General features: G+C 52.6%; 11 protein-coding genes. 1 reads left to right on the top strand and 10 read right to left on the bottom strand.

Annotated elements, in window-relative coordinates; translation table 11 throughout:
* Positions 1-43: 43 nt before the first annotated feature.
* The 6 genes from GT409_RS15385 to GT409_RS15410 form a co-directional block, all read right to left on the bottom strand.
* Positions 44-2,389 (bottom strand): vWA domain-containing protein, encoded by a 2,346-nt coding sequence (locus GT409_RS15385; RefSeq protein WP_160629935.1) that lies wholly within the window; start codon positions 2,387-2,389, stop codon positions 44-46.
* A 5-nt stretch (positions 2,390-2,394) separates the two neighbouring features.
* Positions 2,395-2,727, bottom strand: a complete 333-nt coding sequence (locus GT409_RS15390) for a hypothetical protein (protein WP_160629936.1) — start codon at positions 2,725-2,727, stop codon at positions 2,395-2,397.
* Positions 2,724-5,438, bottom strand: coding sequence for a tetratricopeptide repeat protein (locus GT409_RS15395; RefSeq protein WP_160629937.1), 2,715 nt, complete (start codon positions 5,436-5,438; stop codon positions 2,724-2,726). The genes GT409_RS15390 and GT409_RS15395 overlap by 4 nt, the downstream gene beginning before the upstream one ends.
* A gap of 124 nt (positions 5,439-5,562) precedes the next feature.
* On the bottom strand, positions 5,563-6,207 hold the full coding sequence (locus tag GT409_RS15400; protein WP_160629938.1) for an SGNH/GDSL hydrolase family protein: 645 nt from the start codon (positions 6,205-6,207) through the stop codon (positions 5,563-5,565).
* Complete coding sequence (locus GT409_RS15405; protein ID WP_160629939.1) at positions 6,207-6,977, bottom strand: TrmH family RNA methyltransferase; 771 nt, start codon at positions 6,975-6,977, stop codon at positions 6,207-6,209. The genes GT409_RS15400 and GT409_RS15405 overlap by 1 nt, the downstream gene beginning before the upstream one ends.
* Entirely contained in the window at positions 6,974-7,642 is a 669-nt protein-coding gene (locus GT409_RS15410; RefSeq protein WP_160629940.1) for a 3'-5' exonuclease, read from the bottom strand. Before GT409_RS15410 ends, GT409_RS15405 begins: the two co-directional genes overlap by 4 nt.
* 25 nt (positions 7,643-7,667) lie before the next feature.
* On the opposite strand from GT409_RS15410, the gene murB reads away from it, so the two are divergent.
* Positions 7,668-8,603 (top strand): UDP-N-acetylmuramate dehydrogenase, encoded by a 936-nt coding sequence (gene murB, locus GT409_RS15415; RefSeq protein ID WP_160629941.1) that lies wholly within the window; start codon positions 7,668-7,670, stop codon positions 8,601-8,603.
* Positions 8,604-8,615: 12 nt separating this feature from the next.
* On the opposite strand, the gene GT409_RS15420 is transcribed toward murB, so the two are convergent.
* From GT409_RS15420 to GT409_RS15435, 4 genes are all read right to left on the bottom strand, one after another.
* Positions 8,616-9,782, bottom strand: a complete 1,167-nt coding sequence (locus GT409_RS15420; protein ID WP_160629942.1) for a glycosyl hydrolase family 28-related protein — start codon at positions 9,780-9,782, stop codon at positions 8,616-8,618.
* 2 nt (positions 9,783-9,784) lie between these two features.
* Positions 9,785-10,897 carry a glycosyl hydrolase family 28-related protein gene (locus GT409_RS15425; protein WP_160629943.1) on the bottom strand — a complete coding sequence of 371 codons (1,113 nt, stop codon included), beginning with the start codon at positions 10,895-10,897 and terminating at the stop codon, positions 9,785-9,787.
* A gap of 62 nt (positions 10,898-10,959) precedes the next feature.
* Positions 10,960-13,449 carry a hypothetical protein gene (locus tag GT409_RS15430; protein ID WP_160629944.1) on the bottom strand — a complete coding sequence of 830 codons (2,490 nt, stop codon included), beginning with the start codon at positions 13,447-13,449 and terminating at the stop codon, positions 10,960-10,962.
* Between the two features lie 220 nt (positions 13,450-13,669).
* Complete coding sequence (locus GT409_RS15435) at positions 13,670-15,526, bottom strand: sulfatase family protein (RefSeq protein WP_160629945.1); 1,857 nt, start codon at positions 15,524-15,526, stop codon at positions 13,670-13,672.
* Positions 15,527-15,710: the final 184 nt, after the last annotated feature.

Below are 15,710 nucleotides of genomic sequence, written 5' to 3' on the forward strand. Positions count from 1 at the left end.
TTTCAGCAAACAAAAGCCGTTTTTTTACTAAGAAACACAGTAATCAGGGGTACAAATCGAGCATTCGGTTCAATTTGCGCATTTCTTTCTCCGTATCGGCTCCATACACCATCTTTATTTCACCGGAACAACTCTGCGCAAGTCGCCTGAGAACACGGAACTCATCCCGCTGCATTCTCCCTCCCGGTTCCAGCAGAACCGCAAAATGGACGCGCGGAAGAACAGCCCCATCATCGTCCGCAGGATACTGCACCTTACCAACCTCCATTAAGTGATCCACGATCTGCTGTGGAGTATATTCGATATAATCGAGAATGCTGTGCACGAATCCGGGGGGCAAACCCGCCTTCTTCCTTTTGTCCATTTCCGACTGGATGCGCATTAGCGCCTGACGAATCAGCTCATCGCGTTGTTCTTTGTCGTTTTCCAGTGGCAGCAGAAGATCCTTCACATTGGATTCCGGACTCGTTGAAGAGGTCACCGTCACCAGTTCACCTTCCTCCGTTTCACCCTGTAACTCTTCGTCAGTGTCACCACCCAATGCATCCAGAATTGAGAAGTTAAGCAGTCGGCGCGCCTTTTCCTTCCCAACCTTCAGTCGCCCCATCCCCGTTCCAACAGTAAAAATCAGATCCGCCTTCTGTTCCATAGCAACCTGAAGGGCCAACGGAAACCCCTGAACATCAGCCCCAAGGGGCGAATCATAAACAGACGACGCCTCATAGCGATTGGTCTCGGGCAACTGACCGGGCAGAATATCCGTAAGCCACTCGCCCAACTCTGCCACCCCGCCAAACGCAGCCATCTCCGGTTTGAACGCAAAAACGTTATCTTCATCACTGATAATCACATTAAACAGCGTTCCGGTCGTCATGGTCGCAGACATTCCAACCAGCTGCTGCTTGAGGAACTCAAACGCGTTAGTCCCGCCCACCGCTTCCTCAACAACATCCTCAGAAGCATCCAGCACAAACGCAATCCGGCTGCCGCGGTCTCTTATATTGTAAAATTCAATGCCGGACTCTGGAGCTTCAGACTTTTCCTCATCAACATCAGCGAGAATTGCCGCCTCATCATCCGAAGGCTCATCCCCGCCGCCGGCCACCCGCCTGACGGCATCCTTGCCGTTTAAAAACGCAAACTCTCCGCCATAAATCCGGGTCAGCTCACTCATTTTTGAGACCGCATCGTCAATCACTCCATCGTCTTCATCTGGAACCAGTCGAACAAAATGAATCCATGGCGGAGCCATATTCACCTGCGTATACATCGACTGAACCACAGCATCAATATGGTCGTAGATCTGATCTTCGGAATACTGGATGTAGCTGATCAGATCCCGAAGGAACTGCTCCGGATCATTAGTAAGACTGCGTACATCATCTTCCTCCTGGACCGCCTCGACCGCCTGCTGGATCAGGCTGTCGCGAAGCTCCCGGTCAGCAGCCAACGCCGACGATCCGCCAACAGAAGATCCTCCGTTACCGCTAAGCAGCTGCCAAAGCGTGAAGTCCACCAGCCGCATGCCTTTTTCCCGACTGAGACTGTGTCTCCCCCAGTCACGGCTGACAACAAATACAGTATCCGGCCGCTGCTCCAGCGCCGCCTGCAACGATCGAACCCACTCGCGGGTTTCATCTCCAATCGCTGTTTCATAAACCGTTTCCGGCACATATGTATTCTGGTCTTCCGACAATCCGGCCTCGGGCCCGGCCTTCCAGAACGGAGCCAGCCATTCTGCCAGCGCCGAACGGTTCGTGGCTGTCACTGGAACCATGTGCGGACGAAATTCATCCACAGTCTCGCCGTCATAAAGAAGCACATTAAACAAAACAGATGACGGCAGCTCCGAAACAACCTGATTCAGCTGAGTTCGAATATACTCACAGGCATCCGCACCACCGGATTCTTCCGAAAGCATCTTTTCCGAGCCATCGAGAATAAACACCACCTTCTCGCCTTCTCCACGTATACCGAGAAACTTAAACTTAGGTGCGCCAATACCGATACCGGCCGTAAGCACCCGGAAGTCCCGTACGCCACGGGCAAACGGCGAATCAAACTTTTGAGAACTGACCTCCCCGACATTCCCCATCTCCGGCACAGAAAACTCAGTGGCAGACGCCGATGCCTTCGTGCTCAGAATTTTTGGACGACGGGTCGTGCGGCGAACCCGATCCAGTTTCTGAGGAAGTTGCAGCTGACGCCGTTCCAGCTTCGGTTCCGTAATCACCACATCCATTTCCGCGTCCCGTTTCTGGACATACCGAACCGCCACCACAGACCCGGCCAGCAGGATCAGAAGAATATGCACAACGATACTGACCGCGGCAGCCTCAGCCGAACAGACATGCTTACGATGCACCAGTTTTTTCAGCGTCTCTTTCAAACCCGTTACTCCCCTGCATCTTTTTCCAACTCATCCCGAGCTTTGAGGCACCATATGCTGCCTGAATAACAAGCCTTCAGTTCAGTCAAGGCAGACACTCCGGCACGGGAACCGCCAGCTTTAAAATCCAGCAATGCTTCATAATACAGAGCCTCCGCCGCAGCTTCCGGCAGGCGATAATAAAAAGCCTGCACTGTGGCAGCATGCTTGCGGGCCTCACTGAAGTGCCCGGCCTCCACAGCCGCGCGAACCTTATCCAGCTCAACCCGAGCCTTGTCTGCCTCGTCAGCAAAAACCGAGAATCCCGCAAAAAGAACCATCGCTACCAGCATTTTCATTTTTTCACCTCCGGCATCCGGGCCAGCTCCGCCGTTGCCTGCCGTCCCTCAGGTGTATTCACGACATCGGGATTCGCAACCATTTCACGCATCGTACGGACCGCATCGGCAGGTCGTCCCAGTTCCTGCAGGCATTGCACACTGGCCGCATAGGCTTTGGCGGTCCATTCCGGATACTGGCCGTACAGCACGTACACTCGCTGAAACCAGGCACAGGCCTCCTGCGTATGTCCCTGTTCGCGCGCGCAAAGCCCAATACTGTAGAGCGCCTTCGGCGTCAAAGGTCCGCGCCATTCCCGCACCGCAGCAAATGTCTTATACATTTCAACGGCCTGATCGTACTTTTTCTGAAGACGAAGCGCATCCGCTGCCAGCAAGTGCGTCAGAGCAATCTCAGGATGACCGGGATACCGATCCAGGCTCTTTTCAGCCAGTTCAAAGGCCTCAGTATATTTTTCCCCGTCAATCAGCAGCTGAAGCTGCACATTCACCATCGGAAGAGCATCGTCCGAATCGCCGTATTTTTCCATAAACAGTTCAAACGCCTGTTGAACACGTTCCGTCTTGCCGCGGGCCACAGCCGCTTCGGCAAAGCGGCGAAGCGGCAGCATTGTCAGCCCCTCCAAAGAGTCCTGCGCCAAAAGAGTCTGATCATAAGCCTCCTGCTCCGTCCCCTCCGCCAGAGCGGCCAGCAATGCCGTCAGGCGCATCGCCAATGCTTTTTGTGAACCGTCTTCCAAAGCATCCTTCTGCAAAGGAGCCAGACGGAGAACAACCGCACCGGCTGTTATGCCATCACGCAGCGGATTGGCGGACTCGTTCAGCAGGTTCACAAACAGACGATCCGCCTCCTCAAGCTCTGCCGAGTTGCCATACCGACCGATTGCCTCCGTGTAAGCATCCAATGCGTTCGCAGGTTTACTCAGCGCTTGCCAGGACCGGCTGATTTCAAGTACAGCCCGGGCAAACTCGCCCTCTTTGCCGCGCGTTTCCAGATAATCCTGCAGGAGATGAATCCGATCCATATGACGATTCAGAAGGTCGTACACCTGAGCGGCCTGGAAAACCGCATACGTTTCCTGTTTAACATGAACTGCACAGTCTCGGGCCTCGCCATAACACTTCAGCGCCTCATCCATCTCGCCGTCTGCGCCGTGCAGATCCCCCAGCATACTCCACGCCTCAGAACAGAGCTCGTCATCCGGAAACTGCTCCAGAAAACCTTCAAAAATCTGCCGGGAGGTGTCGTATTCCTCCAGTCCGTAGCGCGCCATACCCAGCCGATAGGTCACATCGGCCTCGAACGCCTTTGGAATCCAGTTCGTATTGCTCAGATATGCTTCAAACACGTCCACCGCATTGCTGAAGCTTCCCAGAAACAGATCACACATCCCCATCCAGTAAACTGACTCTTCTGCATAAACGCGCTCCGGCCATTCCGATGAGGTTTCAGTAAACAACTCCAGGGCTTGTGCATAATCCTGCTGCTCAAACCGGATATATCCCATCAGATAGGTCACCTGGTCCAAATAACGGTGAACCGGCTCCTGTTCACGAAGAGACAGGCCTAGTTCCTCAGCATCACCGATCTCCCCGAGCTGCAGATGGACCTGCACCAGCCCCAGCGTCACCGCATCACGATACCGACCAGCCGGATACAGCTCCAGATACGTCCCCGCCGCGGCCTTTGCGTCGTCCAGTTCCTCCAAAGCGGCCAAACACTGGAACGCCGCATAGCGACTTCGTTCAGCCACACGATTGCTCGGAAACGCCGTATACAGGTGCTCATAAATCACATACGAGTTCCAGCGACGCCCCATCGCGTCATAGCACTGCGCAATGCGAAGCATCAGGTCCTGATCATAATTTTTCTCTTCGAGCCGCGTACGCTCCGCGAGCATTTGCTCATACCGTCGATTTTCTGAAGCACGCTCCGAAGCCTGAGCTTCGCGCTGGGATAGCGGCACCCACGGAAGCGGCGTATCCAAAACAACCTTTAACGCCGCCAGGCGGCGGTCATAGGCAACGATCAGCTGATCGCTCATCCAGACCTCGTGGTAGAAGCGCAGCGCCTTCAGATAATCCTTCTGCTCAACCGCCAGATCGCCACCGGCCATCAATGCCTGATTCAAATCGAGATCGCTTCGACCATCCTCATCGCAAAACGGAAGGAAGCGCTGCCAGTTTTCAAGGTCGGCTGTCCGGGCATAGGCCGACAGCAGCGCCAGAACCGTATGCCGGGTTGTATCATTTTTGGAATTCAGAACGGCCAGCACTTCATTAAATTCGCCGGACTCTTCCATCTGCTGAATATAAGACGTAACTGCACTGGAATCTTTCTGCCACGCAAGAGCCTCCAGAATCAGGAACCTCGCTTCCTGAGCGTTGGCATGTTCCGGATATTCGCGAACAAACGTCTTAAAGCACGCCGCTGCTTTTTCGTACAGCTCCGCCTCCAGGCTGCACAGGCCCAGCTGATATAATGCAGTCTCCCTTGCGACCTGAGCTTCTTCGCCTTCTATCTCCTGCAAGCGAACGAGGACCTCCTCCAGAACCGGAACGGCCTCCTTCGCCTTGCGGCTCTCCAATAAAAAGCGCGCCTGCTTCAATAGAACGCTGGAAGCCATATCCGATGGAGAAATCGGCTTCTTGGCAAAAGAAGCCGGAAGAAGCAGCAGAAAACAGATCAGAGATACAGAAAACGTCTTCATAAGAGAAAAAGTTTCCTACCACAAACCGGGATCCAGCACAATCTTATGTGATAAAAATCACTAGATTGTCAGCAATTCCCGCTCTTCCTTCCCGACAGGATATTTTCCAAACAATGGAAAATTCTCAGCGACAGGCGGCAACCGCTTTCCGAAGTTCATGAAAAATACGTCGGGCCACAAACTCGTTGCCCGCCCGATTAGGATGGTTCGTGTCGTTCCAACACTCAGGGAACTCTTTGACCGGTTTGATGTCCACCTGCATATTCGGCACATACAAACAGCCGTAGCGCTCGCAGAGTTCCTGCTCAAACCCGGCAATACCACGGGCATAACGGGCATGGGCATCTTCCTTAAACTCCACTGAAGGATCGCCCTGCTCCACATCGCCGAAACAGCTGGCAATCACCACCTGCATTCCGGCCGCCTTCGCAGCGCTCACCATATACTCAAGATCCGCAGCCAATTCATCCAGCGGACGTTTTACCTGCCAGAAATCATTCGCACCCAGCTCAATCACCACCACATCCGGGTTCAGCGCCAGCACATCCTGCTCATAGCGATTGCGACCGCCGCCCAGCGTGTCACCGCCGACCCCCTTATTAATCACTTCACAGTCCGGCATCCATTTTGCAAGCCAGTCTGTGTAATGACCGTCCGGACCACCGCAGGCCGTCAGGCTGTCACCAATACAGACCACCCGCACCGGCTTTTCAATACGTACGCAACCGGCGACCAACAGAACCAAAAACAGAAAAAATCCGATTTTCATCACAGACTCTTTGCAGAAATGGCACTCATGCAGATGGAGCCGGCGACGGCGGCGTTGAGCGACTCGACGTTTCCAGACATCGGAATCGAAAGCCGGCGGCTTGCTCGTTTGAGAATCTCATCACACACCCCGTTGGCTTCATTACCGATGACCAGCACGCTTTTCGGTCCGAACTCCATCTCATAGAGATCTTCAGCGTCGCGTAATTCAGTCGCAATCAGGTCGTATTCATATTTTTCCAGTGTTTGGAAGCTGGAGGTTCCCTCTTTTTCGTCCAAAGATTGGAAATTACAGAACGGCAATGCGCCCATGGTGGCGCGAACGGTTTTGGGATTAAAGATCTCCACGCAGTCACCGTGCAGTAAAACACCGTCGAAGCCGAAGGCAACCGCCGAGCGGATCAGCGTACCCATGTTGCCGGGATCCATCACCCGGTCGAGCAGCAGATAATTGCCCTTGTCCGGGTTGATTTCCAACGGCGCAGGAGTGTACTCCACCACACCGAGCACGCCCTGCGATGTGCGGCAGTCAGAAAGCTGCTCCATGAATTCATGAGGGATACAGCAGTCCGCTTCGATCTCCGCAGGCGCTTTTTCAGAAACCCAGATTTCCTTAAGACGATACTGCGGAAGCGCGGCTCCGTCGCGAAGCGCACTCAGGGCGCGCACGCCCTCAATGACAAAACAGCCGCTTTTCTGGCGGTCCTTTTTAGAACGCACCAAAGCCCGAACCGCTTTAAGCCTTGAGTTGTCTTTCGAGGTAATCATCATGGCAGAGCCCTCCCGTCGAGCCATTGATATCCGCCGGCATCCTGTTCGAAACGGAGCATCGTCAATTCGTCCCTCTTTTGAATTCCGATCCGGAAAACATTCACAATATGGAAAGAGTCCGCTTCGGCACGATGATAGGTCTCTCCGGGCACTCCCAGACTGGTCGTCAGCTTTCCGAGAGAACAGCTTTTTTCATGCGGAAACCATTTCCGGAACAGCGCAAGCGTATCGGCGATCGGCATGGACGGAGCGTTCATGCCCGCCCGCTCCAGCTCCGCCAGCAGGAATCCGACGTCGAAGGCCGCGTTATGAGCAAGCAGAACGGCATCGCCGCAAAACGCTTCGAACTGCGGCCAGACTTCTGAAAAAACAGGAGCCGTGGTGACCATCTCCGTCAGGATGCCGTGCACTTCCGTGGCATAAAAAGGAATATCGCGCTGAGGATTCACCAGCCAGCTTGCCGAGGACAACACCGATCCGTCTCCGCGAAATTTAACAGCGCCGATTTCCACCAGGCGATCGTTTTCGCTGTTGAACCCGGTCGTCTCCATATCGAACGCCACAAAAACAGTATTCGTTACCAACCTGTCATTTTCTTCATCGCCGGCAAACAGTGAACCGGCAACGAAAACTGCCAGAAGTAAAATCTTTGCTTTTCCAATCATTGGAAACAAATCATAGTGAACTGCAATGAAATCGGCATCTGAAATCAAAGAACTTTTTCCCGAACTGGAAATCAGCGAAAACATCCCACTGAAAAAATTTACGACGTTCCGACTGGGCGGCCCCTGCCCGCTGCTGATTGATAACCCTCCCGCGGACCGGCTTCCTGCCCTTGTTCAGGCACTGAATAAAAAAGGAATAAAGTTTCTGGTCATCGGACAGGGATCCAATCTCGTCATTTCCGATGACGGACTGGACTGCGCAGTCATCCGTTTCTGCTCCGAAATCCCACACATCCAAACCAACGAAACCGGCATAACCGTTTCAGGAGATACGCTGCTGGAAGACTGCAGCCGGATCACGGTCGAGCAGGCTCTCGGCGACCTCGCCTACTGCACCGGCATTCCCGGCACCGTCGGCGGAGGAATCGCCGGCAACGCCGGGGCATTTGGACGGCAGATCGGTGACCACCTCGTCTCTGCCGAAATACTCACCCTTGACGGCACCGTTCTTTCGGTCAGCCGTGAGGAACTTGAATTTTCATACCGTCATTCCCGCCTCAAAGAAACCGGTGAGATTGTCCTGTCCGCCACTTTTGTTCTGCCCTCGGAAAAAGCAAATATTCTACAAGCCGAACGACAGCGGATTCTGGACTTTCGCAAAGAACATCACCCGGACTGGCACGCAACGCCCTGTGCCGGAAGTGTATTCAAAAACATCGAACCGACGTCCGCCGTTGAGCGGCGCAAAGCGGCCGGACATTTTCTGGAAGAAGCCGGCGCCAAAACAATGACCGTCGGCGGCGCCCGGGTTTTTCATCAACACGCCAATATCATCATCGGCGAAATCGGCTGCACCGCCCAAAACGTAAAAAGTCTCTGCGATCAAATGAAACAGGCCGTCCTGAAAAAATCCGGTATCAAACTGATTCCTGAAGTCCGTTTTCTGGGCCGATTCCAATAAGTCCAAACCAAACTACCACTGGTGAGTCAACGGGCTCAGATTGTCCTGCTGTGTCACGTTGCTGACTCCCGCTTCGATCAGCACATCGGTGATCAGGCTGTTTCCGTTTGGATCCGCGGTCTTGCCGTTAAAGATATTCTGTTTCAACAGTACGTCACGGGTTGTTCCGGCCAGATGTACCATGGTGCGAATGGCGGTATAGGGCTGATGAAACTCGCAGCCGACAATATCGACATCGGTGCAATCATCCAGATAGAAATCGGTGAATGCATTCGTTGTGCTGGTGTAGGACGCGGCGTTTTCAATGTACACGCGATCGGCACGATAGATTTCTATATTGGTGTCTACGGTGTTTACATGCGCACCCAGCACATCCACCGTGCACTCTTCATCCGCCAGCGCTGCCACCTGAATGCCGGTGTCATTCCCGACCGGATTGCAGCGGTTTAAAACAACGCAGCCTTTGTAGTTGGTCAGCGTCCAGCCGAGATCGTTTCCTTTTGAATAGCAGTTTTCGAAATACGCTCCGCTGCCGTAATTGATCCGGAAACCGGATTCGCTGACGTCCGTCATTCCGAACGATGTGATAAATACATCAATAAACACCGGATTCATCAGATAAGTGGTATAGATGTGGCGATGAAAAAAGTCCACAAGGCGCTCTTCGGACTCAAACCCGACCCGTTCCATATACAGGCTGCAGATATTGGTGTTCGATGTCAGCGACGGATTATTGATCTGGATGGCCGTGCCGGAACTTCCGGACGCACCCGGCATAAAGGTGAGATCAGAAATGGAGAGCTGACTGCCGTTTCCTGAGTTTGGAAACCACCAGATGCCGGTCGAATTGCGACAGCGCAGAACCGTCACGCCCTTCCCGCTGCCAACCAGCGTTACGGATGCATCCAGCAAATCGATGGTCTTGCGCGCATCGAAGTCGTACGTTCCCGGCGGAACCAGCACGGTTCCGCGCCCACAGGCAACGACTGTCCTCAGAGCCGCAGCAAACGCGTCCTGATCGCTCAGCTCATCGCCGGCAACCGCGCCGTAATCCGCCACACTCACTTCAATCGGCGGCGGCTCGGGCGCAGAAAGCGTAAAGACAAACGCAACCAGCCCGGCAAGAGGCCAGCAGAGCGTGCCGAGAAAAACTGTTGGTTTGTACAGAATGCGTTTCATTGTTATTGAGTCAGAATATTTTCTGCCGCCGCATTAATCTGCAATGCTTCTGCAGAGGGCCCCGAAAGAGTGTTCTCTTTAATGATGATGGTTGAGCCCATCTCATCGATCACCACATTTTTTCGGGCGGAAGTCAGAGCCCCATGGAACACATTTCGCAGCACAAAGCCCAGGTGAACACGATCGAACTGAACGTCATAAACAGGATGCGATATCGACAGCTGCCGCAAGTGGTTATCGGTGATATGACAGATGCGGCGCCCTTTCACCCACACGCCGATATCGCGAGCTTGGATGTCGCAGTCCGTTACCCAGAACGTCGGCTCCACCCCGTCATTATTCTGATGAAACATAATCCCGATCCGGCAATAGTCGGCGACGCTTTCCATCACCGCCCCGTCCTCCGGAGAGGACCCGTCTGTTGTTGAATAACGGTATGCGGTATACGCGCCCTTTACCGTGCAACCCTGAATAACCGGAGCATAACAGTCGCTGACGTCTATACCGACCTCCGGCAGGAAGTTGGATGAGGTATTGCTCATATCCGGAACCGTCGACCGGGAAATTGAACAGTTTTTGATCAAAGGACGATAGAGGCCGGTGACCACCAGGCCGCGGTTGAAATACTGCGAGTCCTCGATCTGACCGCGAACCGATACGTTTTCGATGGTCACCACCCGCTTGTCCTGAGCGCCGCCGGGCGGCGAAGTGATTTCAATCGCCGTGCCGGCATCATCAATCAGAGCGATGATGGAAAGATCCGAAATGTTCACCTGCTGGTGACGGGTATTATAGGTGAATCGAAATACCCCGTTACTGTTGTTGCCAAAAAGTCGCACGCCCTCCTCGCCCTGCACGGTGATTTTACGGGCACCGGAGGTATTGTTCCCTGTGATTTCAACCCGGGAATTAAAGCAATAGCTTCCGGCAGGAATAAACAGTTTCCCGCCGCCGGCCGCATAGAGATCATCAAAAGCGGCCTGAAAGGCCGCCGCATCATCATCACCGCCGACCGGAGTAGCACCGTAATCCGTTACATTGAGCGACAGAAAATCTGCACGAGCGGACAGACAGATGACCGCGAACAGCACCGGAAGCACAGATTTTAACGTCATAAATTATCCATACTAAAAACGCCCGGCCATCATAACTGGCCGGGCGTTTGTGGAACAAACCGTTAATCCTCTGCGACAAACACCTTCAGGAATTTGACTGCTGCATCGGCAGAAACCTGATTGGTAACCGTCTTGAAGCCGTCCACATCCGCGGACTCGCCGATCAGAGAAACCCCAGCAGTTGTCCATGCCGGAGAAACCAGTTCCGGAGTCTGCTGAACACTGTAGCTGATTCCGCTGATCGCACCCGTACGTTCCACATGAACAATTTCCACAGTGCTGCCACTGATCTCAAACGTCGGCAGTGTGCCGGTTACAGCGTCGTTGGTCGGGTCCCCGCCAAAACCGTATTCATACAGGTTGACGACGCCGTCGCCGTCCGGGTCGGCATCCGCGGCTTCATCTCCACCGGTCAGGCTGTAATTATCAATCCAACCTGAAAAGCCCAGTATATTGCCCGCAGGTAGCAGTTCTCCGCTTTCCACTTTGGCCCCGGCAGAGTAGCCATCGAACGTGATTGCCGCGAGCTGGGCGGTGCTGAATGATCCGCCATCAACATAAATGTGATCCAAACCGCTTTCCCAGCCGGTGACAACCAGTGATCCCCAGGTCGCCGTGGAGCTTTGGCCGACCAAACGCAGGACACCGCCATCGCCCATCTCGAGAACACCATAGATGGTATCCCGGTCAAACAGCAGCTCATCAACGCTTTCTTCAAATCCGTTAAGGTCAAACACTCCACCGTCCTCAACGGTATAGTAAACTCTGGCAGAATCTGTGATCTGCTCGTCATTGCCCAGCGTCAGAATCCCGCCGCCCATCTGCACAGAACCGGGAGCAAAACCGGTACTGTCCGTCGTATCACGCGCCAGCAGCAGTTCGGCACCGGAAGCCACCTGAACAGTACCACCGCCGGTCCATGCTCCGCTGCCAGTCAATTTCATGATGCCGTCACCGCTGTCGTCAGAGAGTTTCCAAAGCTTGGAAGATCCATCCACATCCCCGCTGATTTCAAGGTCTCCGGCGTACAGCCGGATACCGATACCCTGAGATGCATCACCCTGAGAGAGGCCCCCCGCAAAAACCAGCGATCCTTCGCCGGAGGTTTTAACGTGAGAGTTAAGGGCGTTGTTAAAGGAAACCAGTTCCACATTATTTGAAAACGTCTGGGTATGAGATGAATTCAGCATATCGATCAGGACGGTCTGACCGTCGGTCACAACCGACCCGTCAATCGTCAGATCTGATCCGGAAAAAGTATACGCAGCCCCTCCGCCCGACTCATCCGTAAACTTCACAGCAGTCAGCGTTGTCGAAGAACTGAAAAACGGCGTTGCCCATGCCGGGTTGGACGCAATATTGTCACCACGGAAAAAGGCGGCATCATTGCTTCCGAGCGAATTCCACCAGTTGGAGTCGTTATTCAGGTCGTTATCGCCGGCCAGACCGGTATACACATTGTTTTCTACCGAAACCACGGAAAGAGAAGCCGGATAAAGCTCACCGCCCGCAACCTGCGCCCCGGCGGCATAACCGTCAAACGTAATGGCCGCCAGCTGGGTTTCACTGAAGGAACCGCCATCGACATAAATATGATTAGAGCCGTCAACCCAGTTGGTCACAATCAATGATCCCCAGGTTGCCGTAGAACTCTGGTTTTTCACACGCAGGACACCGCCATCGCCCATATTGAGAACACCGTAGATTGTATCCCGATCAAACAGCAGTTGGCCAATGCTCTCGGTATGTCCATCGAGTTCAAACAATCCACCGTTAGTGACCGAGAAGTAAACCTGAGCAGAATTTCCAATCTGCTCGTCATTGCCCAACGTTAGAATCCCCCCGCCCAGCTGCACCGAACTGGGAACAAAACCGGAACTGTCGGTCGTGTCACGATCCAGCAGCAACTTAGCACCGGAAGAAATCTGAACTACACCACCGCCCGTCCACGCTCCACTTCCGGTAAACTTTACAATTCCGTCGCCGGCCTCATCGTGAAGTTTCAAGAGTTTGCCTGAGCTATTCACACTCCCATTAATTTCGATATCACCGGCATACAACCCGATCCCAAGTCCGGCGGAGGAGCTTCCCTGCGACAGAGTTCCATTGAAAACCAGAGCTCCCGCTCCGGTTGTCTTAATATGGTAATTATTGGCACTGTTGATCGAAACAAGCTCAACACTGTTTGCAAAGGTCTGCACATTAGTATTTGCAGCCTGTGAATCAATCAGAAGAGTTTGGGCATCGCCGTTTCCATCAATGGTCAGCTTTTCACCGGAAATCGTGTAGCTTTTGGTTGAAACACTTGCCTGAAACACAACCCTAGAGACCGTGGCGGTCGCACTGAGATTCGGAAACGCCCAGGATGGATTGGCATCCAAATTGTCACCGCGCAAGAAGGCACTGTCTGTCGGATCCAGTGAATTCCACCAGTTGGAATCATTGTTGAAGTCATTGTCACCAGCTGTGCCTTTATAAACATTATTCCCGGCCTGAACGGTCACCGCACCCAGCAACAGCACGCTAAAAATGTGAATCACCCACTTCTTCATACCAGCCTCCGTTTATTTATGTTTTGCCAAATGAAACCTCAAACAAAAGCGTTCAATCAGCACATATGTTATTATCCAAATAACCCTCCATCAGTCAACACAAAACATATTTTCGGATAAATATTTTAATATAATATTCGCAAACAATTTATCGAACCCTAAAAACAAGGGGTGAGAGCAGAAAAAACAGGTAGTTGAAAAATATGTTCGTGCGACAAACCTATTTTTTGAAAACCATCCTAAGTTCATGGCTGTAGCTCTGCGGCTGATCATTGACAAAGGCAGTTCCTTCGGAATAAAGCGGTTTGTCGTATGCCCACCAAGCCATATGCTGCGCCGGAACTGCCCCGGCCGGAGTCAAACGCAGGTAGATCTCTTTTCCTTTTTTGACCCGGGTTTCAAACATCAGCCGCTGGACGCGGGTGTTTTCAATGTCCTCTTTTTTGATCGTAACCTCACCAAGCACCTGATCATTCTGCAGCAGTTCCGCCGTCACATCGCAGGGGCCTTCACCTTTCCCCCAAGTCGGCATCATCAGCTCGCAGCAGGTCAGAAAACCGGTTTCCGCAGGGAAAGTCTGCCCAAGTGACTGAACGTTATTGAACTGCACCGGGTTGTTCGCCTTGATCGCACCGGTTCGTTTCACGATATATTCCTGCTGATATTCCTCATAATCGGGATAGTTGTCTTTGATCGAACGACGGAAGGAATCACACTGCTTCCGCAGAGATTCCAGGACGGTTTTCCACTCCGGAGAATTCGCCAGATTATTCAGCTCCTGAGGATCTTTTTTTAGATTGAACAACTGCTCATACGGCGGATTTTCGCTGATGTAACGGATATACTTCCATTCGTCCGACCGCACACCGACAGACTTTGGAATCGTCCGGCGACCGGACTCCGAATAGGTGTGCTCAAAAAAGTTTTCCTGGGGCCACTCCGGGTGCTCTCCCCTGAGCAGCGGCGTAAGGTCTCGACCGTCCATCTGCCGGGGGATATTCACTCCGGCCAGGGACAAAATGGTCGGAGCCACGTCAACATTCAGCACGTCTTCCGTCCGGACCTTTCCACGGGCCTCAGCGGGCAGCCGAGGATCATAAATCACCATAGGAAGCCGCAGACTCTGTTCATACAACAGCCACTTGCCGATCAATCCTTTGTCGTGAATCAGATATCCGTTGTCCGCCGTGTAAATCAACACCGTATTGTCATCAAGCCCATATTTTTTAAGAGAGTCCAAAATCCGCCCCACAGAAGCATCCACTCCCTCAATCAAAGCATAATACTGTGCAATCAGATGCTGATGATGCTCGTTGGTTTTCTTATTGAACCGGAAATCGCGTGCCGGAGAGGCTTCATTTGCGCCGATACTGGTTTTGATAAAATCAGGCTGAAGATCCCAGGCTTCTTTGGTAAACGTTTCAGGAATCGGCATTTTACTCTGGTCAATCGTTGCAAAAATTTCCGGCTCATATTCATGCCACGGCCCGTGGGGCGCCTTGAAACTGATAGACAGACAGAACGGCTTTCCGGATTTTTTTGCCAACGCCATAAAATCATCGGCATCATCACTCATGCGGACATTCTGATGCGTTCCATCTTTACCGTCTTTCCAGTAAAGATCCTGATCCGGCTGGCCGCGCCAGAAATCAAATTCATCCTTATAGAGATCATAGTTGAACTGTTCCGCTCCAACGCCCCACTTTCCGGTAAAACCGGTAAAGTATCCATGCCGGCGAAGGATCGAAGGGTAAGTCATCGACATCTGCTCCGGAGTAAACGGTTTGTTGAAGTCGCGAATTCCGTGACTACGCATATACTGGCCGGTCAAAATAGACGCCCGCGAAATCACGCAGATCGGTGTCGTCGCAAACGTATTGCGGAAATTCACTCCACCGCTAGCCAGCGAATCAACGTGCGGAGTCTGAATGACATCATTGCCATTACAACCCAGCGTGTCCCACCGCTGATCGTCCGTCAGAAGAAAAATAATATTAGGACGTTTCTCTGCCCGGACATTAAATGAGAAAACTGCGACAAAAACGACAACCGTCCAAAAAAAATGAATGCGTTTCATAAAACTCCAACTCTGTTTTTCTACACAACAAATAATGATATATAGAGATAAATTTAGTTCAACTTTATTCTCTATTAATATGAGGGCGACTCAAATAAAAACAGGCTCGTTAAAATAATTCCGAACTCACAAAACAGCGTACACATGGGTTACGCTGCAGATATTCGGCCATAAATAAAACTCA

The organism is Tichowtungia aerotolerans, from assembly GCF_009905215.1.
Taxonomy (GTDB): domain Bacteria; phylum Verrucomicrobiota; class Kiritimatiellia; order Kiritimatiellales; family Tichowtungiaceae; genus Tichowtungia; species Tichowtungia aerotolerans.